This is a genomic window from Bacillus sp. JJ664 (genome assembly GCF_036962205.1).
Classification (GTDB): domain Bacteria; phylum Bacillota; class Bacilli; order Bacillales; family Bacillaceae_G; genus Gottfriedia.
The window spans coordinates 37,892-62,005 of record NZ_JBALMS010000011.1 but is presented as its reverse complement, the minus strand read 5'-3'; the positions used below and the strand labels follow the sequence as shown (position 1 = coordinate 62,005).

General features: G+C 33.6%; 25 protein-coding genes. 17 read left to right on the top strand and 8 right to left on the bottom strand.

Annotated elements, in window-relative coordinates; translation table 11 throughout:
* Positions 1-95 precede the first annotated feature (95 nt).
* Entirely contained in the window at positions 96-1,082 is a 987-nt protein-coding gene (locus V7056_RS02080) for a Gfo/Idh/MocA family protein (RefSeq protein WP_499698831.1), read from the bottom strand.
* A gap of 99 nt (positions 1,083-1,181) precedes the next feature.
* On the opposite strand from V7056_RS02080, the gene V7056_RS02075 reads away from it, so the two are divergent.
* On the top strand, positions 1,182-1,766 hold the full coding sequence (locus V7056_RS02075) for an LOG family protein (protein ID WP_499698829.1): 585 nt from the start codon (positions 1,182-1,184) through the stop codon (positions 1,764-1,766).
* A gap of 58 nt (positions 1,767-1,824) precedes the next feature.
* Here the strand turns inward: V7056_RS02075 and V7056_RS02070 are convergent, their stop codons facing one another.
* Entirely contained in the window at positions 1,825-2,076 is a 252-nt protein-coding gene (locus V7056_RS02070; RefSeq protein ID WP_088000647.1) for a transporter suffix domain-containing protein, read from the bottom strand.
* A 127-nt stretch (positions 2,077-2,203) separates the two neighbouring features.
* On the opposite strand from V7056_RS02070, the gene V7056_RS02065 reads away from it, so the two are divergent.
* Positions 2,204-3,121: an ABC transporter ATP-binding protein gene (locus V7056_RS02065; protein ID WP_499698827.1), complete on the top strand. Its 918-nt coding sequence runs from the start codon at positions 2,204-2,206 to the stop codon at positions 3,119-3,121.
* Complete coding sequence (locus V7056_RS02060) at positions 3,114-4,064, top strand: ABC transporter permease (RefSeq protein WP_499698825.1); 951 nt, start codon at positions 3,114-3,116, stop codon at positions 4,062-4,064. The genes V7056_RS02065 and V7056_RS02060 overlap by 8 nt, the downstream gene beginning before the upstream one ends.
* 418 nt (positions 4,065-4,482) lie before the next feature.
* Here V7056_RS02060 and V7056_RS02055 read toward each other — a convergent pair whose 3' ends face one another.
* Positions 4,483-5,076, bottom strand: coding sequence for a TetR/AcrR family transcriptional regulator (locus V7056_RS02055; protein WP_499698823.1), 594 nt, complete (start codon positions 5,074-5,076; stop codon positions 4,483-4,485).
* Positions 5,077-5,234: 158 nt separating this feature from the next.
* Between V7056_RS02055 and V7056_RS02050 the strand changes: the two genes are divergently transcribed.
* From V7056_RS02050 to V7056_RS02020, 7 genes are all read left to right on the top strand, one after another.
* Entirely contained in the window at positions 5,235-6,122 is an 888-nt protein-coding gene (locus tag V7056_RS02050; RefSeq protein ID WP_499698822.1) for an ABC transporter ATP-binding protein, read from the top strand.
* Between the two features lie 3 nt (positions 6,123-6,125).
* Entirely contained in the window at positions 6,126-6,923 is a 798-nt protein-coding gene (locus V7056_RS02045) for a DUF2705 family protein (RefSeq protein ID WP_499698820.1), read from the top strand.
* 24 nt (positions 6,924-6,947) lie between these two features.
* Entirely contained in the window at positions 6,948-7,742 is a 795-nt protein-coding gene (locus tag V7056_RS02040; protein WP_499698818.1) for a DUF2705 family protein, read from the top strand.
* A 176-nt stretch (positions 7,743-7,918) separates the two neighbouring features.
* A complete protein-coding gene (kynU, locus tag V7056_RS02035; RefSeq protein ID WP_499698816.1) occupies positions 7,919-9,193 on the top strand; it encodes a kynureninase in 1,275 nt (424 codons plus the stop codon).
* Positions 9,194-9,205: 12 nt separating this feature from the next.
* Positions 9,206-9,829 carry an arylformamidase gene (gene kynB, locus V7056_RS02030; protein WP_499698814.1) on the top strand — a complete coding sequence of 208 codons (624 nt, stop codon included), beginning with the start codon at positions 9,206-9,208 and terminating at the stop codon, positions 9,827-9,829.
* Positions 9,830-9,841: 12 nt separating this feature from the next.
* Positions 9,842-10,540 carry a tryptophan 2,3-dioxygenase family protein gene (locus V7056_RS02025; RefSeq protein ID WP_499698812.1) on the top strand — a complete coding sequence of 233 codons (699 nt, stop codon included), beginning with the start codon at positions 9,842-9,844 and terminating at the stop codon, positions 10,538-10,540.
* A 173-nt stretch (positions 10,541-10,713) separates the two neighbouring features.
* The gene (locus tag V7056_RS02020; RefSeq protein WP_499698810.1) at positions 10,714-11,586 is read left to right on the top strand and encodes a cation diffusion facilitator family transporter; all 873 of its coding nucleotides are present in this window, start codon (positions 10,714-10,716) and stop codon (positions 11,584-11,586) included.
* Between the two features lie 73 nt (positions 11,587-11,659).
* Here the strand turns inward: V7056_RS02020 and V7056_RS02015 are convergent, their stop codons facing one another.
* The 4 genes from V7056_RS02015 to V7056_RS02000 form a co-directional block, all read right to left on the bottom strand.
* Positions 11,660-12,655 (bottom strand): DUF2705 family protein, encoded by a 996-nt coding sequence (locus V7056_RS02015; RefSeq protein WP_499698808.1) that lies wholly within the window; start codon positions 12,653-12,655, stop codon positions 11,660-11,662.
* Positions 12,648-13,565 carry an ABC transporter ATP-binding protein gene (locus V7056_RS02010; RefSeq protein WP_499698807.1) on the bottom strand — a complete coding sequence of 306 codons (918 nt, stop codon included), beginning with the start codon at positions 13,563-13,565 and terminating at the stop codon, positions 12,648-12,650. Before V7056_RS02010 ends, V7056_RS02015 begins: the two co-directional genes overlap by 8 nt.
* Complete coding sequence (locus tag V7056_RS02005) at positions 13,558-14,367, bottom strand: GDSL-type esterase/lipase family protein (protein ID WP_499698805.1); 810 nt, start codon at positions 14,365-14,367, stop codon at positions 13,558-13,560. Before V7056_RS02005 ends, V7056_RS02010 begins: the two co-directional genes overlap by 8 nt.
* Positions 14,368-14,485: 118 nt before the next feature.
* Entirely contained in the window at positions 14,486-15,289 is an 804-nt protein-coding gene (locus V7056_RS02000) for a formate/nitrite transporter family protein (RefSeq protein ID WP_499698804.1), read from the bottom strand.
* A gap of 242 nt (positions 15,290-15,531) precedes the next feature.
* Between V7056_RS02000 and V7056_RS01995 the strand changes: the two genes are divergently transcribed.
* On the top strand, positions 15,532-15,792 hold the full coding sequence (locus V7056_RS01995; RefSeq protein WP_088000619.1) for a DUF2573 family protein: 261 nt from the start codon (positions 15,532-15,534) through the stop codon (positions 15,790-15,792).
* A 189-nt stretch (positions 15,793-15,981) separates the two neighbouring features.
* Positions 15,982-16,899 carry a proline dehydrogenase family protein gene (locus tag V7056_RS01990; RefSeq protein WP_499698802.1) on the top strand — a complete coding sequence of 306 codons (918 nt, stop codon included), beginning with the start codon at positions 15,982-15,984 and terminating at the stop codon, positions 16,897-16,899.
* Between the two features lie 180 nt (positions 16,900-17,079).
* Here V7056_RS01990 and V7056_RS01985 read toward each other — a convergent pair whose 3' ends face one another.
* Positions 17,080-17,220 (bottom strand): YuzL family protein, encoded by a 141-nt coding sequence (locus V7056_RS01985; RefSeq protein WP_088000615.1) that lies wholly within the window; start codon positions 17,218-17,220, stop codon positions 17,080-17,082.
* Positions 17,221-17,437: 217 nt separating this feature from the next.
* Between V7056_RS01985 and V7056_RS01980 the strand changes: the two genes are divergently transcribed.
* From V7056_RS01980 to gcvH, 5 genes are all read left to right on the top strand, one after another.
* A complete protein-coding gene (locus V7056_RS01980; protein WP_499698833.1) occupies positions 17,438-19,819 on the top strand; it encodes a 3-hydroxyacyl-CoA dehydrogenase/enoyl-CoA hydratase family protein in 2,382 nt (793 codons plus the stop codon).
* 20 nt (positions 19,820-19,839) lie between these two features.
* Positions 19,840-21,015 carry an acetyl-CoA C-acetyltransferase gene (locus V7056_RS01975; RefSeq protein ID WP_499698800.1) on the top strand — a complete coding sequence of 392 codons (1,176 nt, stop codon included), beginning with the start codon at positions 19,840-19,842 and terminating at the stop codon, positions 21,013-21,015.
* 51 nt (positions 21,016-21,066) lie between these two features.
* Positions 21,067-22,851, top strand: a complete 1,785-nt coding sequence (locus V7056_RS01970; RefSeq protein ID WP_499698798.1) for an acyl-CoA dehydrogenase FadE — start codon at positions 21,067-21,069, stop codon at positions 22,849-22,851.
* A gap of 385 nt (positions 22,852-23,236) precedes the next feature.
* A complete protein-coding gene (locus V7056_RS01965) occupies positions 23,237-23,593 on the top strand; it encodes an arsenate reductase family protein (protein ID WP_088000609.1) in 357 nt (118 codons plus the stop codon).
* Positions 23,594-23,633: 40 nt separating this feature from the next.
* Positions 23,634-24,017 carry a glycine cleavage system protein GcvH gene (gene gcvH / locus V7056_RS01960; protein WP_499698796.1) on the top strand — a complete coding sequence of 128 codons (384 nt, stop codon included), beginning with the start codon at positions 23,634-23,636 and terminating at the stop codon, positions 24,015-24,017.
* The last annotated feature ends 97 nt before the right edge of the window (positions 24,018-24,114 follow it).

The following is a 24,114-nucleotide window of genomic DNA, read 5'->3' as shown; positions in this document are numbered from 1 at the left end:
ACCATCACCTATTAGAGAATATAGTATCTCTAATAGGTGATGGTATTTTTGGTTCTTCCTAAAAGCTTAATAACAGCGTAAATGTAAGTAAAAAATTAATTTTTTTCTACACCGAAAACAATTCCACTTTGCTTACGAGCAGTTTCTGTAATTGCTAATACGATCGAACTCATCTCTTTTAAACGTTTGTAATCTTCTTCTAGATGATCTTGAATGATTTTTGTGATATTTTTTATTTCATAAATCATATCATTATTTACTTGAGATACTTCTAGTGATGTTGTTTCTTGCGTTTTATTGTTAATCAATGTGATATTAGAAATTGGTGAAGGTTTATCGATAACAAATGTTCCAGCTTCACCTGTGATCTCACTTTGAATAAAGGATTGAGAAATTTTAGAGCATTGAATACTACAAATGAAATCCTTATAATTCAACACTAAAGTTCCACTACCATCAATACCATTTCTTAATTTTACAGGAGTGTAATCGACACTAGTAGGTTGGCCGAATAATCCAATCGCTACATAAAGAGGATATACACCAAGATCCACTAGTGCTCCACCAGAAAATTCAGGTGAAAATACATTTGGATTTTCTCCTCTTAAGAATGAATCGTAACGAGATGAATATTGTAGATAATGAAGATTAGCACTTCTTATCTGACCTATTTTATGTAGATTTTCTTTTAATACTGTAAAGTTTGGAGAATGGTAGTTTCGAATTGCTTCAAATAAGTAAACGCCATTTTCTTCAGCAACCTGGTAGGCATGATTTAATTCTTTTGTTGTAGAAAAAATTGGTTTTTCACAGATAACATGTTTTTTATTTTTTAAAAACATGATAGTTTGTTCGTAATGTAATGAATTAGGTGATGCAATATAGACTACTTCAATCCTTGTACTTTTTGCCATTTCCTCTATATTTGTAAAGTATGTACTTGCTTCATGTTTCTTTGCAAATGCTTGTGCAGAGTCTTCATTTCTTGAATAAACAGCTGCTAAAGTAAGAAGTTTACTATCTTTTGATGCCTCAATAAAACTTTCTGTAATCCAGCTTGTTCCGATGGTTCCTAATTTCATTAAACTCAACTCCTAAACAGGTTGTTAACTCTATCTTTACAATCCTAATCGAAACATATGATAAAATAAAGTAAAATACATCAAAGGAAGTGATAATGTATGAGAAAAATTTGTGTGTATGCAGGTTCTAATCTTGGAAACAGAGACTCTTATCGTTTAGAAGCTATAAAACTAGGTAGATTATTTGCTAAAGAAAATATAGATTTAATATATGGTGGTTCTAAATTAGGGATTATGGCAGAGATTGCAAACGAGGTTCTTAAACAAGGTGGTAATGCGATTGGGATTATGCCAAGCGGATTATTTCGCGGTGAAATTGCACATCAAGGCTTATCTGAATTTATTGAAACTGAGTCTATGCATGAACGTAAAGCATTAATGAATGAATTATCAGATGGATTTATTGCTTTACCAGGTGGAATTGGTACGTTTGATGAGCTGTTTGAAATCATCTGTTGGGCGCAAATTGGCATTCATAATAAGCCGATTGGATTATTAAATGTAGATGAATTCTTTACGCCAGTTTTAAATTTACTAAACCATGCTGTTAAAGAAGGATTCATGAATGAAAATACATTATCATTGTTCGTCGTATCTGATGATGCAGCTGAATTATTAGATTTAATGAAAAATTTCACTGCACCTGTTATGCAAAATAAGTGGAAGCAATTAGACAGTAAATAATAGATTATACAAAAATGGCTCATTAGGTAGAGACTTTGTTCTCTTCCCAATGGGCCATTTAGTTTTCGTTCTTTTCAGTTCTATTTTTATTTTTAAACCATTTTGCTGGATTGAATTTTTTTCGATAAGCAGCCATGGCTTCTTTGCCAACTAATATTCCACCAATCCAAAACATTACTTCACCAAGAATCACTAAAATTGGAATGAGACCAGCTTTTACACCGCCGGAAACAGGTAAAAATGGTAATGCGAATATTAATAAGTAAGGAATAAATGAACCAAATACTAAGTAATATGGTATTCTTTTCATAAAGTTCTCCTTTCAATTCCATCTTGAGGATAGCATTATTTAAGTAGAATTGAAAGAGAAGAATCATTTTTACTACTGATCATTACAAGTATGAATGTGCTGATGATAAATTGTAGGAGGAAGTTAAATGAAACAAGAAGTTGTTCTTGAGCTTTGTCATGTAAAAAAAACAATAAAGAATAAAGAAATCATAAAGGACATTAGCTTTGAATTATGTAAGGGTGAGGTTTTAGGGTTACTAGGACCGAATGGATCTGGTAAAACAACGACTATGCGTATGATCGTTGGATTAATGAGTTTATCCGATGGAGAGATTTACATCAAGGGGAATTCCATTAATCAAAACTTTAGGGAGTCTATAAAGCATGTTGGTGCAATGATTGAAACGCCAGCATTTTATCCATTCTATAGTGGGTTTAAAAATTTAATGTATTTTTCACGTATGCTTGAAGGTGTAACAAAGGATCGTGTGTTGGAAGTGATCGATTTACTTGGACTTTCTAGTGCGATTCATAAAAAGTTTTCAACGTATTCGTTAGGAATGAAGCAAAGGTTAGGGATTGCGCAAGCATTGTTACATAATCCAGCTATCTTAATTTTGGACGAGCCTACGAATGGTCTGGATCCTGCAGGTGTAAGAGAAATACGTGATTATTTAAAAAGAATAGCTGAAGTAGAAGATACTGCGATCTTGTTATCGAGTCATTTACTTTCAGAAATTGAATTAATTTGTGATCGAGCAATCATTATCCAAAATGGTCAATTCGTTGAAGCAATCGATATGAATGAAAAAGCACGTGGGGGACTAGTAATCGAGATTATCGTTAATCAAACAACTGATATAGAAACTTTATTACAGCAAAAAGATTATAAATTTGAAATTATTAACGATCGTACGATTATTTTTGAAATTGAAGAAGAAAAAATCCCTAGTTTAAATAAAGAGTTAGTATCGGCAGGAATAGAAGTATTCTATATTTCACGGAAAAAAGAGAGTTTAGAGGACTTGTTCATTCAATTGACAGGAGGGAATGTCATTGAGTAATTTTATTCGTTTAATTGGTAATGAATGTCGTAAAATTTTTGTTCAAAAGTCATTTATCATATCCTTAGTGCTCATTTTAATTCCAATCATTGTACTTGGAAGATGGGAATTTGTTGGAAAGGAATTAGGTGCTACTAAAGAGGCTAATTGGAAAGAAGAAAAAAGGATAGATAATGAAAATATTGAAAAGGAGCTAAAATCTGCAGATATCTCAGAACCTGCCGACCAGCAACTAGAGAAACTTGCGTTAAATAATTACCGGCTTCAGCATAATATCTCACCTTATGAACAACATTCAGTTATAGACTTTATGAATAAAGGTGCGTCTATCACGAGCTTTATCGGTATTCTATTACTATATTTTGCAAGTAATATGATGTCAAAAGAGCATCAATGGAAAACAATTAATTTCCTATTAGTTAAACCTTCGACAAGAAGAATGATCTATTATGCGAAATTTACAAGTCTTTCATTATTGTATTTCATTTTTTCATTAGCAATCTTAATTTACTCCTTTGTCGTTGGATGCGTTATAAATGGTTTTGATTTTAGCGCACAACCTGTTTTAATTTATACTAATCATCAAGTAATAGAACAAAGCGTTCTATCGAGTCTAGTATATAATTATTTAATAAATTTATTACCATTCCTACTATTCGTATCAATTGCTTATTTCTTTTCAACAATTTTAAAATCGAGTAGTATTTCTTTACTTATTAGCATCATCTTATTCGCAACTTCAGATCCGATCGCAGCACTTTTAAGCTCAATAAGCTGGTCTAAGTATTTACCATTTATGCACACAGACTTAACCGTGTATGCACAAGGGATTAATATCGTAAATGACATGCACATCGGATTTTCAATTTTTATGTTAATATTCTATACGGCACTGTTTCTCATTGGTGCGGGCGAAGTGTTTAAAAAGAGAGATGTGGTGTGAATTTAAAAAACAGGTGATATTTGAATATATAGAGTTCGGTTTAAGTGCACGAAAAATTAGAAAATGATTTAAAGGACCAAATCCATATGATTTGGTCCTCTTTATTTTTAATAAGATAAATGTGTTGATTTCCACTCCAGGATGCTCGCTTTCCGTGGGGCGTGCGCTGAGCCTCCTCGTCGCTATCGCTCCTGTGGGGTCTCACCTGTCCCGCATCTCCCACAGGAGTCGAGCACCTTGCGTTACAATCATTGTGTGTTAATCAAAGGGTTCTAAGAGACCCTTTTTTCCAATTTATAAAAAGATATACTATTAAAGAAAATGTACTGTTCATATTTTTCGTACACCACTACGTTACTATTTACTGAAAAATCCTCTGCCTTCTACAATCATTCCACTTCATTTATTCCTCTGTTTATTAAGATTCCTGTTTTAACATTCCGTATAGGAATAAGTTCATAATTTCATCGATTACTTCTTTTTGCTGAATGTATTGAGATGTTGTCGCATCCATGTTCATAAAGGCCTGACTAAGTACTTGAATATAAATTTGCAGGGTTTTCGGACTGAATTCATTTCGAATGACACCTAATGTACGCCCTTCGTCGATTAGTGCAAGTAATAACTTAAAAGATTTGTTCATCGAAAAGTCTAATACAATGGCATGAAGCTCCTCATCCTTTTGAATTAGGGACGTAAATGTTTCGAGATTGACTATATCTATTCCATCTTTCTTTCTTAATAGCATCTCTTTTATCTTTTCTTCAAATGCTTTATCACTTGAAAGAAGCTTTTTATATTCCTCATATTGCTGGTCCATCAATCTTAGAAATGCCGCTTTTAATAATGCTTCCTTACTTCCATAATAGTTATAAATCGTTACTTGTGATACGTTTGCCAATTTTGCAATATCCATAATCTTTATATCATTGATTGGTAGAGATAATAATTTTATTGTACTTAGTTCAATATTTTCCATTTTTAGTTGTGTTCTTTTTTGATAGCCGTCCAAAATGTTTACCTCCAATTATAGCTATTACTATTGTATCATGTTTTGAAATATTCTATAAAAATTATTTCAAAAAGTATTCTCATTTTAGAAAAAGAGGTATATACTGATTTTGTAATATTAAGTGTAGAATATTACAAAACAATGCGGGAGGCGCAACAATGCATGCGATTGAAATTAACAATCTAACCAAAGTTTACGGGAATTCAAGAGGGATTACAGATATTAGTTTTTCCATAGAAGAGGGAGAAATTTTTGGCTTCATTGGACCAAATGGTGCTGGAAAGTCAACGACGATTCGAACATTACTATCCCTAATATACCCAACGAGTGGTAGTGCTAAAATCTTTGGGAAGGATTGTATTGAGTTTGCCCCAGAAATTAAAAAAGAAATTGGTTATTTACCATCGGAAGTTTTTTATTATGACAATATGAAGGTGATTGACCTATTAAAATATTCAGCTAGCTTTTATAAAAAAGACTGCACAAAAAGGATAAAAGAACTTGCGGAGATAATGGATTTAGACTTAACAAAGAAAATTGATGATTTATCTTTAGGGAATAAGAAAAAAGTGGGAATCGTTCAGGGACTCTTACATGAGCCTAAACTAATTATTTTAGATGAACCAACAAGCGGATTAGATCCACTTATGCAACAAAGATTTTTTGAACTACTAGAAGAAGAAAATAAAAAAGGTGCGACGATATTATTTTCATCTCATATTTTAAGTGAGGTTCAGCGATTATGTAATCGAGTTGCTATTATAAAAGAAGGTAAAGTCGTAACGGTTGAAAAGATTAGTACATTAAAAGAAAACAATTATAAGCGTTTCAAAATTGAAACTGCTGATATAGTCGATCAGAATTTCTTTCAAATGTTAGGTGTAAATAATCTTGAAGTGAAAGGTAATGAAGTGAGCTTTTTATTCAAAGGAAATATAAATTCAGTGTTGAAAAAAATAGCTGAAATAGATATTAGCAATCTATGGATAGAGGAGCCAGATCTAGAGGAAATATTTATGCATTATTATGAAAAGGAGAACGATTAAGCTATGAATATATTTTTACATGAATTAAAAGCTTATCGGAAATCCACGATTATTTGGACCTGTTCTTTAATGGGGACTGTCATCTTCTTTTTATTAATGTTTCCTTCAATTTCTAATGATTACTTGGAATTTTCAAAAGTGTTGGAGGGATATCCAGAAGGAGTAAGAAAAGCACTTGGACTTGAGCTTGAAAGTTTTGGAACGATTCTAGGATTCTATTCTTATATCTTTTTATATATCTCCCTTTGTGGATCAATTCAAGCAATGGTATTAGGAACATCAATTGTTTCAAAGGAAATTCGTGAAAAGACAGCAGATTTTCTTCTAACAAAGCCAGTTACCCGAACGAAGGTATTAACGTCAAAACTATTAGCGGGGATTACTTCGTTAGTTATTACGAATGTATTTTACTTCGCAACAGTTTATTTAATGGCGGGGCAAGTTTCGGAAGCAGCTTTTAGTAGTAAACTATTATTTTTAGTATCAATCACTTTATTCTTTCTTCAATTCATTTTTTTGACATTGGGTATTTTAATATCAGTTATCTTTTCTAAAATTAAAGCAGTACTTTCAGTTTCGCTAGGCACAGTATTCGCTTTTTTTGTAATCGGCATGGTTGTTTCTAGTGATAGCAATCAGGCAAAACGTTATTTATCACCATTTAAATATTTTGATACAAAGTATATTATCGCTCATTCAAAGTTTGAATTAGCATATTTAATTGTTACGGTCGTAATCATAGTTGTTTCAATCATTGTCAGTTATCTCATTTATACGAAAAAAGATGTACACGCGGTATAAATGATCTTAAAAGGAAGGGTAGACATGAATATATTTCTTAGAGAAATGAAGGCTTATCGAAAATCTATTATCTTTTGGAGTATTGGAATTATTTTCTTATTAGCGAGTGGAATGGCAAAATATAAAGCTACAGCAGCTAATGGTGAAATAAATGAATTGTTTGCTGAAATGCCAAAATCATTTCAAGCGATTGTAGGCTCGGGTGCTTTTGATTTATCAAAAGCGAGTGGTTATTTTGGAATACTAGTACTCTATTTATTTTTAATGGCAACCATTCACGCGGCCATGCTAGGAGCTAGTATCATTGCAAAAGAGGAACGAGATAAAACTGCAGAATTTATTTTTGTAAAACCAACCTCTAGAACAAGTGTAATATTGTATAAATTGTTAAGTGCTCTAATGAATGTATTAATCTTTAATGTTGTTTCTTGGATTTCAAGCATTCTGTTTGTTGGGAAATATAGTAATGGTGAACAAGTGAATGGGGATATTGCCATCGTAATGGTTGGAATGTTTATTTTACAATTATTATTTTTAGTCATTGGTACTGCGATTGCGGCAGTAAGTAAAAATACTAAAAAGGCAGCCTCATACTCTACTGGAATTCTCTTATTAACATTTATTTTATCGATTGCAATTGACTTGAATGAAAAAATAGACATTTTGAAATACCTGTCACCATTTAAATATTTTGAAGCGAAAAATATCATGTATGGTGGAGGATTTGATATAGTATTTGTCACAATTTCATTCGTTTTGATCATCGCATTAACTTTTGTCACCTTCTTATTTTATAATAAGCGCGATTTACATGTGTAAGATGATCTGGTAACAAATATTATTTTGTATGAAGATGTCTAGAACTGTTGTGAATACACAGAGAGTTCTAGACATTATTTTTTTATTAGAAATTATATTCAGAAAATATTGACATCAGTTATCAAACTACAATACCTTTAATATATAAGGCATTTAATTGTTAGGAGGTAAAGAGGATGTTTCAAGCAACAAAAGAATTTGCTGAGATTCTAGATCAAAAAGATTCTTTAGCTAACTATCGTAATGAATTTTATCTACAACCTAATACAATTTACTTAGATGGAAATTCTCTTGGTCTTCTTTCAAGAAGAGCAGAGCAAAGTTTACTAGATTTACTAGCTTCTTGGAAAAATTTAGCCATTGATGGCTGGATGCAAGGGGAGCACCCTTGGTATTATTTTGCAGAAAAACTAGGTGCTTTAAGTGGACCTTTAGTTGGCGCTAAAGAAGATGAAGTAATCGTAACAGGTTCTACGACTACAAATCTACATCAATTGATTGCAACTTTTTATCAACCAATTGGGAATAAAACGAAGATATTAGCTGATGAATTAAATTTTCCATCTGATATTTATGCGATTCAAAGTCAATTAAAGTTAAAAGGTTTCGATCCGGAAACACATTTACTTCAAGTGAAGAGCCGTGATGGAAGAACAATTAATGAAGAAGATATTATCAATGAGATGACTGAAGAAGTGGCGTTAATCATTTTGCCAACTGTTTTATATCGAAGTGGTCAATTGCTTGATATAGAGCGCTTAACAAAAGCAGCTCATGACCGTGGAATATTGATTGGTTTTGATGGCTGTCATTCAGTCGGCGCAATCCCACATCAGTTTCATGATTGGGATGTAGATTTTGCATATTGGTGTAATTATAAATATTTAAACAGTGGCCCAGGCGGGGTTGGAAGTTTATTTGTACATGAAAAACATTTAGGGAAAATGCCTGGATTGACTGGTTGGTTTGGTTCAGATAAGGAAAAGCAGTTTGATATGAAGCATGAGTTTTCACCTTCTCAAACAGTTGGCGCTTATCAAATTGGAACGCCACATATTTTAAGTATGGCGCCTTTAGCGGGCTCACTTGAACTATTTAATGAAGTGACAATTGAAAGAGTTCGAGTAAAATCATTACAAAGTACAGCTTATTTAATGAACTTAATTAACGAGGAATTAAGTGAGTTTGACTTTACGATTGGAAATCCACTCGATGATGATTCTCGTGGTGGTCATGTTTGTCTTGAGCACGAGGACGCGGCAAGAATTTGTAAAGCATTAAAATTGAACGGAATTGTTCCAGATTTTCGTGCACCAAACGTAATTAGACTAGCTCCAATTGCATTCTATACTTCATATGTTGATATTTGGAATAGTGTACAAATATTAAAGAAAATCATGGTGGAAAAGCAATATGAACAATTCCAAAATGAACGAGAAATTATTGCTTAGGAGTTGTATGAAATGTCTTTAATTGATATCTCAAGAAGATTACAAAACGGAATGCCTGTATGGCCAGGTGATACTAATTTCTCATTTGAACTGAGCTGGACTAAAGAGGAAAGTGGTTCAGTGAATGTTGGTAAATTAACATTAAGTACACATACAGGAACACATATCGACGCGCCGTTTCATTTTGATGGAAATGGTAAAAAGGTTATCGACCTAAATCCAAATCTTTATGTAGGTGAAGCGAGAGTTATTGAATTACTAGATGTTGAAAGTATTAAAAAAGTAGATTTAGAGACATTTTCTTTAAATGGGGTAAAACGTTTATTAATTAAAACAAATTCATGGAAAAATGATAACGCTTTCCCGGAAAGAATACCTCATATCGAAAAAGACGTAGCAGAATTTTTAAAAGAAAATGGAATTAAATTATTGGGGATAGATGTACCATCAGTAGATCCACTTGATAGTAAGGAATTAGTTGCACATCATGCGCTACATGAAAATGGAGTACATATATTAGAGTCTATTGACTTACGAAGTGTTAGTGAAGGTGAATATGAGCTTATCGCTTTACCTTTACCATTAACCGATGCAGACGGAAGTCCAGTTCGTGCAGTTTTACGTAAATACGTTTAGGGGGATATGAAAATGACACAAGAGCAAAAGAAACTAACTGATTATGAGAAATACATCCGAACTGAAGAGTTATTAAGTTTACAAAAGCCAGACACTGAATTATTTTGTCCTGATGAATTAACATTTCAAACGATCCATCAAATTGCTGAGTTGCATTTTAAATTAATCATTCAATCAATTCATGCTGTAGATCAACATATGCGTGCAAAGGAAGTAACTAGAGCGATCCATCATCTTGGTCGAATTAATAATCACCTAAAACATTTACCAGCAGTTTTTGATATGGTGAAGGCTGTAAGTCCAAGTGATTACCATATCATTCGTCTAGCATTAGGAAGAGGTAGCGGTCAGGATTCACCTGGATTTAATGAAATCTTAAAATTGGGACCAACGCTTTGGCAGCCTTTTGTAGATTTACTTAATGAAAACTTACTTACACCAGTTCAATTACATCAAAGTTCGGCGACTCATTTTGAATTATTCCAGCTGATGCAAGAACTGACTGCCTTTGATGAAAGCTTCCAAAGTTTCCGAAGACTGCATATCCAGCTTGTTAGAAGAATGATTGGAATGAATACGAAGAGCTTAAAAGGTGTACCTGCTGAAGCATTAGAGCGTGCAGTTCGATTTGAATTTTATCCTGAGTTATGGCAAGCAGTTTGTGATTTAACGGATTTAACTGGATCTAGCTATAACCCAAAACCACTATAATAAATTAACTTCAATTATCTTTATGAACGAAACAAACCAGATTCTATGTGTATAGTACATAGGTCTGGTTTTATTTTTTCTACTTAGTAAACGATGGAAACACGCATTTATGGGAATGATAAATGAATGAGAAAAATTGAGATGCAAGTTTCAAAGTAGAGCGGAGTGTTTAGATGGATAAAAGTCTTCAAAAACAACTAGATACGGCAGCTTTTTTAAGTATTCTAGCTTATTTAATTCTAGCTGCTATTAAAGTTATTGTTAGTTTTAGAACAAATTCTAGTGCGTTACTTGCAGATGGTCTTAACAATGTGACGGATATCGGTGCATCATTAGCAGTGTTTATTGGGATAAAAATTGCTAGAAAGCCGAGGGATTTGGATCATCCATATGGTCATTCAAGAGCGGAGCAAATTGCTACTTTAATAGCTTCCTTCATCATGATGTCGGTAGGTTTACAAGTCATGATTGAAAATACAAGACTTTTAATAAAGGGAGAATTCGAAACGCCGAATAGTATGGCGGCAATTGTTGCTTTTGCTTCTGGAATTTTTATGATTGGAATTTATTTTTATAATAATAAAATCGCTAAAAAAACCAAAAGTAAAGGACTTGAAGCGTCTGCGAAAGATAATTTATCTGATGCACTAGTTAGCTTTGGGACGACAATAGGTGTATTAGGAGCATCTTTTGGCTATCCAATTATCGATCCAATTGTGGCAATCATCGTCGGTGGAATCATATGCAAAACGGCTTGGGAGATTTTTTATGAAGCTTCCCATTCATTAACCGATGGTTTTGATCCAGATGAAATGGTGCTGTTTACTGAAACGGTGGAAAAAGTACCAGGTGTATATAAAGTAGTCGATTTAAGAGCAAGGATGTATGGGAATACAACAATTGCTGATGTTGTCATAGAAGTCGATGGTGGAATCGATGTAAAGAAAAGTCATGGCATTACTGATCAAATCGAAATGATTCTACATGAGCAACATAGTATTCAATATACACATATTCATGTGGAACCTAAGAGTAAATTTAGGTGACGATTAGGATGAGGATTAGAAAAGGTGACACCTAATCGTGTCACCTCAGACTGTCTGACAAACGCTTGCTTTCTTACCCTAACATATCTTGTTTAATAAACGTGATGAATGCAATGATTAAAGCAGCTAATCCCCAAACTGATAGATTGATAAGAGAGAATTGCATATTAAGTCCTTCTATTGAAGGTAATTGCCCTTGTAAATAATCAGTTAGACCAAGGTTTACACTAAAGAAGTATTTAGCACCAGACCATGATGTTGCAAGTCCACTCAAAACACTTCCTGTAATTAAAGCTGCTAGCATAATCCCCATCGCCGCTGGTGTCGTTCGTACAAGTACAGAAACCATAAACGATAATGTTCCAATAATGATACAGACAAACCATGCTAGTCCAAATGCCATAATGACATATTTCCATTGAGGTATGAGTTGAACTGAATCAGTTATTAAATTGTTATTTTTAATAATAAATCCAGTCAATACAGGAACAGTCCATCCCTTAAAGCTAAATACTAATCCAGAAACGAGAAAAGCCATCAAACCGTATAGAACGATTAGAAATGAAATTAATAAATAAATTGAAAGACATTTACTTAATAAAACCTTCCATCGCTTAACGGGCCTAGTGAGTAACAGTTTGATTGTCCCATCACTTCTTTCACCCGAGACAATATCAATTGTAATGACCATTACGAGTAAAGGTAGTAGTAACCAACCGATACTTTGTTCAATTAGCTCACGAATGAATGTCGGAGCACCAGGTGTTGTAGGATTAATATTATTATCTAAGTAGTATTGTTCTTGATCAATTTGCACTTTTAACCAGCTTTTCCATTCTTCGGGAATACCTGATGAATTCAAGCGATTTTGTTGATCAACTATTTTTTGTTGGAGAGCAACCTTCCAATCATCAGTCCCCAATCGCTTAACAGTTTCTTGCGTTTGCTGTAGCTGAGCATAGACAAAAATCGGAATTAAGACAGATAGAATCAGAAAAATGACTAGTATTCTTTTTTTACGTACCATTTTTTCAATTTCATTAAAGACGAGTCTTATTAATTCAGCCAAGTGCTTCGCCTCCCGTCATTTCCATAAATAAATCTTCTAATGTAACGGACATTGTACGAACGCCGTTTACTTGCATTGATTCATTCATAAAAAGCTGAATATAATCATGGATTTTTTCAGGTGACATGCGACATTGTATCACATCATCTTTTTGAACAATGTCTTGAATTGAGGGATCCTTTGTCAGTAATTCTTGTGCGCTACTTAGAGGTGAAACTTTCCATTCAACTCGCTCTGCAGCTTCTTCTACAAGTTCCTTTACTGTAGATACTCTGACCATTTTTCCTTTATTGATAATGCCTACTCGGTCACATATCATTTCAATTTCACTTAGTAGATGGCTTGAAATAAACACACTGATATGATGTTGTTTTACAAGCATATGTATAAATTCTCTTAATTCACGTATGCCAGCCGGGTCTAAACCATTTGTTGGTTCGTCTAGAATAAGTAGCTTTGGATCTCCCAGTAAAGCTTGAGCGATTCCAAGTCTTTGCTTCATACCAAGGGAATAATTTCTTACCTTTTCATGAATTCTTTCATCTAATTTTACTAGTTTTACTACTTCGTTTATTTTAAGTTCGTCTGTAATATGTAACATCCTAGCGAACTGTACTAGATTTTCCCATCCAGTTAAGTATCCGTAAAGCTCAGGATTTTCAACAATACAACCAATTTCCTCCATTGCCTGTTTGAAGTGAGTTTTGATTTGATAGCCAGCAACCTCAATCTTTCCTTTTGTTGGAGAAATTAACCCAACTAACATTCGAATTGTGGTTGTTTTACCAGCTCCGTTTGGACCTAAAAATCCAAAGACCTCTCCTTCGTTTACTTCGAATGAAATTTGGTCTACTAGTACTTTGCCTTTTATGATTTTTGAAACATTTTCTACTTTTAATACTTTATTCATCTTTATCACCTCGAAGCTGGCTTCCTATTTTTTTAGATAAGCGATTGGCCATCTCAATGTATCCGGCTTTGTTTGGATGGAAGTGATCAGTGTATAAATATTTTTCTTCTTCGTTATAAAATAAATCGAAAGTAGGAATTACATATGCATTATCAAGATGAAGTACTGTCTGTTCTAATATTTCATTCCATTTTGAAACAAAGCTTGAAGAGGCATCTAGGCCTTCTACATTATGGAAAGGGTTGTAATAACCTAAAGCATAAATAGGAGCAGACTGATTTTGTTTCCGTATTTGTTGAAAGATCGTTTGAAGATTTTTTTGAAATGTTTTTTCGTCAGGTCGATATGATTTTAAGAATTGCTGGTTTAGTTGATCTGCTCCAGGAAATAAGTCATTACCGCCAATTGATAACATAATTGTGTCAGCAGTACGAATTGCTTCTTGTACGCTTTTATTATTAAGTTGAGCAACTAAATCTGATGTTTTTGCCCCACTTACTGCCAAATTAGAGATTGTTGAGGATTGCTTGTAGTCTTTTTCAAGTGTTTCTTTCACTCTTCTTACATAACCTTGTCCTTCATCATCACCAACTCCACGAGTAATCGAATCGCCTAATGAAACAATCATTATCGAATCTTTCTTATTAATACTTTGTTCTTTGCTATTCTCTTGGCTAACGATTAGCTTGCTTTTCTGAGGATTTAAAACAGTGTATGCACCTTTTATAAATCCATATGTTAGAAGTAAAAAACACAAAAATGAACTGATCATGATAAAATAAACGAATTTATTGTATTTCAAATTTGTCACCACCAAAAAAGGTAAATTTTTCATATATAATCACATTATTACCATATTAAATATAGATTTGCACGAAAAAACCTGTCTAGTTAGTTTTAAGACAGGTTTAGTCAAAAAATCATGAAATTTGTTTTAATTTTTTAGGACTAATATGTTTACGACTGTTTAAATAATAATAACTAACGCCTACACCGACAGAACCACCAACAATATTACCTAATGTAACAGGAATTAAATTGTGTAAAACATTACTAAAAGTAAAAGCTATATCATGAGGCATAATTGATGCTAAAGTAAAGACGGCAATATTTGCAACACTATGTTCATAACCGGAAAAAAAGAAAGCAAATACTAATAAGAAAATCATGAGTATTTTTGCAGTATCATCTTTTAATCTGGTTGGTAAAAAACATGCAAGACAGACTAGCCAGTTACATAAAATACCTTTAAAAAACAATTGAATAAAAGAAGCGTGTATTTTGTGATCTACAACATTTGTTAAGAAATGATTTGAGGGAAGTTCCTTTGGTAATCCAGTAAGGTAATACAAAATGGCGAAGACACAACAACCTAAAATATTACCTGAGTAGCAAGCAATCCAGTTCTTGATTAAATCAAGTTTACTTGTTTTTTTAGCTAATGTAGAGATTGTAAAATACATCGTATTACTAGTGAATAGTTCTCCACCACCATAAATAATCATGACGAGTGCAGTGGCGAAAACAAAAGGATAAGCTACAGAAGTGAATTGAGATTCTTGTAGGCGGAAAACTTCTGCTAATTTTAAGCACACTATTAAAATAAAACTGATGTAAATAGAAGCCAAAGCTGCACGAGTTAAATATTTATTTATATTATCATCCAATACATTCTTTTTTTTCAGAGCCAATTCTATACAATATTGTATACTTTCTCGTTCCAAGATGATCACTCCAATACATTGCTTTAATAGACGAATACACCATCTAGTATAAGGACATATATTAATAAAAAGATTGTGAAAGTATGAACAATTTGTGAAAAAAGAAATGCTCGTCATCGTAATTAAAAATGAATGATCTACTTGCATCATCTATTTTTATTATTTGTGAATGTATAATATAATTTCGTGTATCAGAATAAACATTTTAAAAAAGTTGTGCAGTATGTAGGAGAGGTGATTTTATGCAAAAGGAATTTGAACAGAAATTTGAAGCGCTAATAAAAAAATATACAGAATTAATGCTTGGAGAGTGGTCAGAGGAAAAACAAGAAAAAGTTGAGAAGTGGATTATGTACACATATATATCTAAATCTATGCCGCCATTGACGAAGCATTGGAATGAAACATATCCAGATGCGAAGGATGAAATGATTCACTTAATTAAAGAAATCAAAACGTTAAATGAACAACATCGAGAAGAAATGGCAAATAAGAAAAAATAGGTAATAAGATTTAGAGCGGCGTATGGATGACTGATGACTAAAATTATGATAATATAATATTTAGTAAGCGTTTTATAGTTTGTACAAAATTCGACAATTTGCTAAAAAAATGTTTTAACGATATTCATTAAATGATACATTAGTATTAGATAGAGAGAGAAGTACTATTTAGAAATTGGGGGTTAAGAGATGGAACAACTGATGAAAAATACTTTTTTATTCATGTCAAAAAATAAGTTTTTAACGAAGATGGCTAAAAAATACGGTCTTCGTTTTGGTGCAGCTCGTTTCGTTGCTGGTGAAACAATCGATTTAGCAACTAGAGTAATCAAAGATTTAAATAAAAAAGATTTAAAGGTTACAATTGATTATTTAGGTGAATTCGTTGATACGGTTGAAGAAGCAAACGAAATGACTGATCATTGTATCGAAGCAATTGAAGCAATCGGTAAAAATAAGTTAAATTCACAACTTTCATTAAAGATGACTTCAATGGGTCTTGATATTTCGGACGAGCTTGTATTAGGAAACATGCGTCGAATTCTTGAAGTTGCTACAAAACACAATGTGTTTGTAACAATTGATATGGAAGACTTTACTCGTTGTGAAAAAACGATTCGTATTTTTAAACAATTAAAATCAGAATACGAAAATATCGGTACTGTAATTCAAGCTTATTTATACAGAACTGAAAACGATATCACTGATTTAAATAGTTTAAATCCTAACCTACGTCTAGTTAAGGGTGCTTATAAAGAACCAGCAGAGGTTGCATTCCCAGAAAAAAAAGACGTTGATGAGAATTTCAAAAAAATCATTAAAATGCACTTATTAAACGGTAACTTTACTGCAATTGCTTCTCATGATGAAGCGATGATTGAATATACTAAGCAATTAGTAAAAGAACATAATATTCCTAACGATCAGTTCGAATTCCAAATGTTATATGGTATCCGTGTTGAACGCCAATTAGAGCTTGTTAAAGAAGGCTATAATATGCGTGTTTACGTGCCTTATGGTACTGACTGGTACGGTTACTTCATGCGTCGTTTAGCTGAACGTCCAGCTAACGTAGCTTTCGTATTAAAGGGTATGTTCAGTAAATAATGAATTGAAAGAGACTGCTGAAAAGAGGATTGTCCGAGATCCTTATTCAACAGTCTCTTTTTTCTTTTTATACAGGATTATTTGTGAATCGACCTTAATATAAATTCAAAAACAAAACAACATTATTTTAATTGTTTCATCGTCCTAGTCTATGAAACAAACTTAGTAAAAAACCGTATCTTATTGACCCATATTTTCTCGTCCGTACTGCTGGTTGTTACTTTGTTTACCTTTTTCCTGCTTTTGATCTCCATGGCCTGCATTTCCTTGTACACTTGCTGCACTGACCCCACCTTTAGATGGATTTCTCTTCCGTCGCATAGTAATCACCTCCATTCATTAGACTAACCTAATACAGTAATCTTATTAGTAAAAATAGTGTTGGCTAAAATAAAAAATTATTAATTTGAACTTTTTGTTTATTGCGAAAAATTAGAATATAGCATATAGTGAAAGTAGAGCTCATTTGCGATGGGGAAATTCTATCTTGAAAGTGAATGAGTATTCATTCAAGAAACAAGGAGGAGAAATGCATATGATCCAAAGAATTAAAAAAGCCGCTGTACTCGGCTCGGGTGTGATGGGTTCAGGTATTGCTGCACACTTAGCGAATATAGGTATTCCAACATTACTTCTTGATATTGTCCCAAGAGAATTATCTGAGGAAGATACTGCAAAAGGTCTTACTAATGAATCTAAAGAATTTCGTAATCGTTTTAGTCAATCGGCTATTCAGAAATTATTAAAACAAAAACCAGCTCCTCTAGCCTCAAAGAAAAATTTAGCTTTAATTGAAGCTGGAAATTTTGAAGATGACATGAGTCGTTTAAGCGAAGTTGACTGGGTCATTGAGGTAGTAGTTGAAAATTTAGCGATAAAAAAACAAGTGTTAGCAAAAGTTGATGCTGTTCGTAAACCGGGATCAATCATAAGCTCTAACACATCAGGAATTTCAATTGAAGCGATGTCTGAAGATTGTTCTGAAGACTTTAAAAAACATTTCTTAGGCACACACTTTTTTAATCCACCAAGATACTTAAAATTATTAGAAGTAATTCCTACACAACATACATCTCATGAAGTACTGTCATTTATGAAAAAATTTGGTGAAGATGTTTTAGGTAAAGGGGTTGTACTTGCGAAAGATACACCTAACTTTATCGGTAACAGAATCGGAACTTACGGATTACTTGTAACAGTTCGTGAGATGCTTAAAGGTGGTTATAGTGTTGGTGAAGTAGATTCAATTACTGGTCCGATGATCGGTCGTCCATCTAGTGCTACTTTCCGTACTTTAGATGTAGTTGGATTAGATACATTTATCCACGTTGCAAATAATGTTTATGACTTAGTAGAAGGCGAAGAAAAGGAAGTATTCAAAGTTCCTGAATTTATGAAGGAAATGGCAGATCGTAAATGGTTAGGAAGTAAGAGCGGTCAAGGATTTTTCTTAAAACAAGGTAAGGAAATTTTAGAACTTGATCCAGCTACTTTGGAATATGGTGCAAGAAAAAAATTAACGACTGTTTCTACTGAAACTGTTAAACAAGTAAAAGGTTTATCAAATAAGTTGAAAGCGCTTGTATACGCTGATGACAGAGCTGGAAACTTCCTATGGAGTATTATTAGTCCAGTATTAGCGTACTCTGCTCAATTAACTGGTGAGATCTCAGATAATATTGTTGGAATAGACCAAGCCATGAAATGGGGATTTGGATGGGATTTAGGTCCTTTTGAGATTTGGGATGCGATTGGTGTATCTAAATCAGTTGTCCGCATGGAAAGCGAAGGCATTTCTGTCCCTGGTTGGGTTAAGGATCTGTTAGATAACGGTAATGATAGCTTCTACAAACAAGATAATGGTGCTGTTAGTTTCTATCACAATGGAGAATATGTTCAATTAGATCGAAATGAGAAAGAAATTAAACTTAGTGCTTTAAAAGAACAAGGTCGTATCATTAAGAAAAATTCTGGTGCAAGTTTAATTGACCTTGGTGATGGTGTTGCTTGTTTAGAGTTCCATACAAAGAGCAATGCAATCGGTATGGATATTACACAAATGATTAACTTCGCAGTTGAGGAAGTATCTAAAAATTACAAAGGGTTAGTAATTGGAAATCAAGCTAAGAACTTCTGTGTTGGTGCTAACTTAGCAATGATTTTAATGGAAGCTCAAGATGATAACTACTTTGAAATTGAAATGGTTGTTAAAGGTTTCCAAAATGCAATGATGAAAATCAAATACTCTGATAAACCAGTAGTAGTAGCACCATATGGAATGACACTTGGTGGAGGTTCAGAGATTTGTTTACCGGCTGCTAGTATTGTTGCATCTTCAGAGACTTATATGGGATTAGTTGAAGTTGGCGTAGGATTAATTCCTGGCGGTGGCGGTAGTAAAGAGCTTTATATGAAACAATTAAAGCAATTCCCAGAAGGTGTACAGTTTGACTTACAAACTTTAGCAAACCGAGTATTTGAAACAGTTGCGATGGCTAAAGTATCTACATCTGCTCAAGAAGCATTTGAAAACGGATTCTTACATCACAATGATCGTAAAGTGTTTAATGCGGATCATTTAATCTATGAAGCAAAACAACGAGTTCTTGAATTATATGAAGCTGGCTATAGTGCGCCAGTACGTGAGAAAGTACCTGTTGTTGGTGAAACAGGCTATGCAACATTATTATTAGGTGCTCAAGCTATGTATCAGTCTGGATATATTAGTGAGCATGATTTAACGATTGCTAAGAAATTAGCTTATGTAATTGCTGGTGGTAAAGTTCCATTCGGTACAAAAGTTGATGAGCAATATCTATTAGACATTGAGCGTGAAGCGTTCTTAAGCTTAATCACTGAAATGAAGTCTCAAGCTCGTATGCAGCACATGCTTGTAAAAGGAAAACCGTTACGTAACTAATCGGAGATGGAGGGAAGAACATGAGAGAAGCTGTCATTGTAGCAGGTGCAAGAACACCTGTAGGCAAATCGAAAAAAGGTTCACTTGCAACAGTTCGACCAGATGATTTAGGAGCATTAGTAGTAAAAGAAACATTAAAACGTGCTGGTAATTATGATGGTCCAATTGATGATTTAATTTTTGGATGTGCAATGCCTGAAGCAGAACAAGGCTTAAATATGGCAAGAAATATTGGAGCACTTGCTGGATTACCAAATACAGTTCCGGCTATCACAATCAACCGTTATTGTTCTTCGGGTTTACAAAGTATAGCGTATGCAGCTGAGCGAATTATGTTAGGTCACTCAGAAGCAGCGATTGCTGGTGGTGCTGAGTCTATGAGTTTAGTACCAATGTCAGGACATGTCATTCGTCCAAATAGTAGACTAGTAGAAAATGCGCCTGAATATTATATGGGTATGGGGCACACTGCTGAACAAGTAGCTAATCGCTATGGAATATCTCGTGAAGACCAAGATGCATTTGCGGTTCGAAGCCATCAAAAAGCAGCTGTTGCAATTCGTGAAGGTCGCTTTGTAGATGAAATTGTACCAGTTGATGTAGCGTTACGTTCAATTAATTCAAATAACAAACTAGAGGAGAAAAAATTTACTTTTTCTCAAGATGAGGGAGTACGTGAAGGTACAACTTCTGAAATTTTAGCAAAATTACGTCCAGCATTTAATGTAAGAGGATCAGTGACTGCTGGGAACTCTTCACAAACAAGTGATGGCGCAGCCGCCGTACTAGTAATGGATCGTGAAAAAGCTGAAGCGGAAGGATTAAGTCCACTGTTAAAATTCCGTTCATTTGCAGTTGCTGGTGTAGCACCGGAAGTGATGGGGATTGGTCCAGTTGAAGCAATTCCAAAAGCTCTTAAACTAGCAGGATTAAGTTTATCAGATATCGGATTATTTGAGTTAAACGAAGCATTTGCTTCACAGTCAATTCAAGTCATGCGTCATTTAGGTTTGGATGAAAACAAGGTAAACGTAAACGGTGGTGCAATTGCATTAGGTCATCCACTTGGCTGTACTGGTGCAAAATTAACACTATCTTTATTACATGAGATGAAGCGTCGTGGAGAGCAATTCGGTGTAGTAACAATGTGTATCGGTGGCGGAATGGGAGCTGCTGGGGTATTTGAATTAATTTAATAAAAAAAACGGAATACAAAATAAATGAAAACGAAACAGGAGGAAGTAATGATGGAAAAAACAATCGGTAGTGTCATTAAAGGCGGAAGCTTTTTAACAGAAGAAATTACGTTTGATAAAATTTTTACTCCAGAGGATTATACTGACGAGCATAAATTAATTGCGAAGACAACTGAAGAGTTCGTTGTAAATGAAGTATTACCAGAATTAGAGTATTTAGAGAAGCATGAATTCGAGCGTTCTGTTCGTTTGCTAAAACAAGCTGGTGAGCTTGGCTTACTTGCTGCTGATATTCCAGAAGAATATGGTGGCATTGCATTAGATAAAATTAGTTCTTCATTAATTTCAGAGAAGTTTTCTTTAGCTGGTGGATTTGCAATTACACATGGAGCTCATGTTGGAATTGGATCACTCCCAATCGTTTTATTTGGTAATGAAGATCAAAAGAAACGCTATTTACCAGACTTAGCTACTGGTGAAAAATTAGCTGCATACGCGTTAACAGAGCCAGGTTCAGGTTCAGATGCATTAGGAGCGAAAACAACAGCAAAATTAAATGCAGAAGGTACACATTATATCTTAAATGGAGAAAAACAATGGATCACTAACTCTGCATTTGCAGATGTATTCGTTGTATATGCAAAGATCGATGGTGAGCATTTCTCTACATTTATCGTTGAGAGAAACTATCCAGGCGTTTCAACTAGCCCAGAAGAAAAGAAAATGGGTATCAAATCATCTTCTACTCGTACATTAATTTTAGAAGATGTTGCAGTACCAGTGGAAAATCTTTTAGGTGAAGTAGGAAAAGGCCATGTTATTGCATTCAACATTTTAAATATTGGTCGTTACAAATTAGCTGTAGGAACTGTTGGATCTTCTAAACGTGCTTTAGAATTATCTGCAACTTATGCAAACCAACGTCAACAGTTTAAAACACCAATCGCTAAATTTAGTTTAATTCAAGAAAAATTAGCGAATATGGCTACAAAAATTTATGCAAATGAAAGTTCAGTATACCGTACTGTAGGATTGTTTGAAGACCGCTTTAGTCAATTAACTGAGGAACAAGCAAAAGATCCAAAAGCAGTAGCAGCAGCTGTTTCTGAATATGCAATTGAGTGTTCATTAAATAAATTCTTCGGTTCAGAAGTATTAGATTATGTAGCTGACGAAGGTGTTCAAATTCACGGTGGTTATGGTTTCATGGCAGAATATGAAATTGAGCGTATCTACCGTGATTCTCGTATTAACCGTATCTTTGAAGGTACAAATGAAATTAACCGATTAATCGTACCAGGCACTTTCTTACGTAAAGCAATGAAAGGTGAATTACCTTTACTTCAACAAGCTCAAGCAATTCAAGAAGAGCTTATGATGTTTATGCCTTCAGAAGTAGGAGATGCTCCACTAGAGCAAGAAAAGCATTTACTACGTAATGCGAAGAAAATCGGTATCATGATTGCAGGATTAGCTGCTCAAAAATTCGGTAAAGCATTAGAAAGAGAGCAAGAAATCTTAGTTAACATTGCTGATATCGCGAGCAATATTTATGCAATGGAATCTGCAATTCTTCGTACAGAAAAAGCAATCAACAAAGTAGGTGTAGAAAAATCAAACCAAAAACTACTTTATACTCAAGTGTTCTGTCAAGAAGCGTTCAATGAAATTGAGGCTCATGCAAAAGAAACTTTAGTAGCTGTTGAGTCAGGTGATTCATTACGAATGATGACATCTGCACTTCGTAAATTTACTCGTCACACGCCGATTAACGTAATTGCTAAAAAGCGTGAAATCGCAGTTGGTGTATTAGCTGCTGAGCGTTATACAGTATAAGATTTTAGAAAAACTGCCTTTCTTATGAGAATGGCAGTTTTTTTATGAAAGGAACTACTACTTTCTGCCCTTAAAATATTTAATGATATGGTAAAAATAGGATAATCTAACTTCAGATATGACATACTAATATAGGTTATTCTAAAATTCAAATCAGATTAAAACATTTTTGCTTGTATAATTTTGTCTTGAAAATACGAATGATAGTTCGAATATGAAAAAAATATTGTAATAAATTAAAAAATAACCGAACGTTTAACTAGTTAATATTGTCGAATGTTGTTATAATATTTATAAATGACGATTTATAACAGAATTTTCTAACCGAACTATTTTAACTCACTTATTGACTGTGATAAAATAGAAAATGGGAGGAGTTGCTAATATGAGTATCATTTTTTATACATATCCAAAGTGTGGAACTTGTCGAAAAGCTGCTTCTTGGCTTAAAGAACATAATGTAACTGTGGAAGCAGTTGATATTACATTAAATCCGCCTTCAAAGGAATTACTTGCTGATGTTTTAAAAGTAAGTGGAATTTCTATTAATAAATTATTTAATACAAGTGGTGTAAAATACCGTGAACTTGGCTTGAAGGATGTTATTCCAACTAAAACTGAAGAAGAGCTTCTAGAACTTCTAAGTTCTGATGGCAAACTGATCAAAAGACCACTTCTATTTAATGGAGATCAAGCAACAGTTGGTTTTAACGAAGAAGTATTTGAAAAAGTTTGGTTATAAAATAACATAAATTATGGTAATTAATCGAGGAGGATTCACAATGTCAATTCCAAAAGAATTACGTTATTCAGAAGAACATGAGTGGGTAAGAGTTGAAGGTAATAAGTACTATATCGGTATTTCTCATTTTGCACAATCAGAACTTGGAGATATCGTATTTGTTGAGTTACCAGAAGTAGGCGATGATATTACAGTAAACGAGCCATTTGGTAGCGTTGAGTCTGTAAAAACAGTTTCTGAACTTTATGCTCCTATTAGTGGGAAAGTTGTTGAAGTAAACTCAAGCCTAGATGATAATCCAGAATTCGTTAATGAATCTCCATACGAAAAAGCTTGGATGGTAGTTGTTGAAGCTTCTAACACTTCTGAATATGAAGAGTTAATGTCTGCTGAAAAATACGAAGAAATGATCAATCAAGATTAATTATCTATTAAAAGCGTCCAATTATGGGCGCTTTTCTTAATTTATGTGTATACTGATAAATACAAAATACTTTTTTTATGTTATTTATGTCTTGGTT

Excerpts from the sequence above, each read along its gene's own strand:
- V7056_RS02080 (WP_499698831.1), bottom strand. The coding sequence starts at position 1,082 with ATGAAATTAGGAACCATCGGAACAAGCTGGATTACAGAAAGTTTTATT.
- V7056_RS02075 (WP_499698829.1), top strand. The coding sequence starts at position 1,182 with ATGAGAAAAATTTGTGTGTATGCAGGTTCTAATCTTGGAAACAGAGAC.
- V7056_RS02070 (WP_088000647.1), bottom strand. The coding sequence starts at position 2,076 with ATGAAAAGAATACCATATTACTTAGTATTTGGTTCATTTATTCCTTAC.
- V7056_RS02065 (WP_499698827.1), top strand. The coding sequence starts at position 2,204 with ATGAAACAAGAAGTTGTTCTTGAGCTTTGTCATGTAAAAAAAACAATA.
- V7056_RS02050 (WP_499698822.1), top strand. The coding sequence starts at position 5,235 with ATGCATGCGATTGAAATTAACAATCTAACCAAAGTTTACGGGAATTCA.
- V7056_RS02045 (WP_499698820.1), top strand. The coding sequence starts at position 6,126 with ATGAATATATTTTTACATGAATTAAAAGCTTATCGGAAATCCACGATT.
- V7056_RS02040 (WP_499698818.1), top strand. The coding sequence starts at position 6,948 with ATGAATATATTTCTTAGAGAAATGAAGGCTTATCGAAAATCTATTATC.
- kynU (WP_499698816.1), top strand. The coding sequence starts at position 7,919 with ATGTTTCAAGCAACAAAAGAATTTGCTGAGATTCTAGATCAAAAAGAT.
- kynB (WP_499698814.1), top strand. The coding sequence starts at position 9,206 with ATGTCTTTAATTGATATCTCAAGAAGATTACAAAACGGAATGCCTGTA.
- V7056_RS02025 (WP_499698812.1), top strand. The coding sequence starts at position 9,842 with ATGACACAAGAGCAAAAGAAACTAACTGATTATGAGAAATACATCCGA.
- V7056_RS02020 (WP_499698810.1), top strand. The coding sequence starts at position 10,714 with ATGGATAAAAGTCTTCAAAAACAACTAGATACGGCAGCTTTTTTAAGT.
- V7056_RS02010 (WP_499698807.1), bottom strand. The coding sequence starts at position 13,565 with ATGAATAAAGTATTAAAAGTAGAAAATGTTTCAAAAATCATAAAAGGC.
- V7056_RS01995 (WP_088000619.1), top strand. The coding sequence starts at position 15,532 with ATGCAAAAGGAATTTGAACAGAAATTTGAAGCGCTAATAAAAAAATAT.
- V7056_RS01990 (WP_499698802.1), top strand. The coding sequence starts at position 15,982 with ATGGAACAACTGATGAAAAATACTTTTTTATTCATGTCAAAAAATAAG.
- V7056_RS01985 (WP_088000615.1), bottom strand. The coding sequence starts at position 17,220 with ATGCGACGGAAGAGAAATCCATCTAAAGGTGGGGTCAGTGCAGCAAGT.
- V7056_RS01975 (WP_499698800.1), top strand. The coding sequence starts at position 19,840 with ATGAGAGAAGCTGTCATTGTAGCAGGTGCAAGAACACCTGTAGGCAAA.
- V7056_RS01970 (WP_499698798.1), top strand. The coding sequence starts at position 21,067 with ATGGAAAAAACAATCGGTAGTGTCATTAAAGGCGGAAGCTTTTTAACA.
- V7056_RS01965 (WP_088000609.1), top strand. The coding sequence starts at position 23,237 with ATGAGTATCATTTTTTATACATATCCAAAGTGTGGAACTTGTCGAAAA.
- gcvH (WP_499698796.1), top strand. The coding sequence starts at position 23,634 with ATGTCAATTCCAAAAGAATTACGTTATTCAGAAGAACATGAGTGGGTA.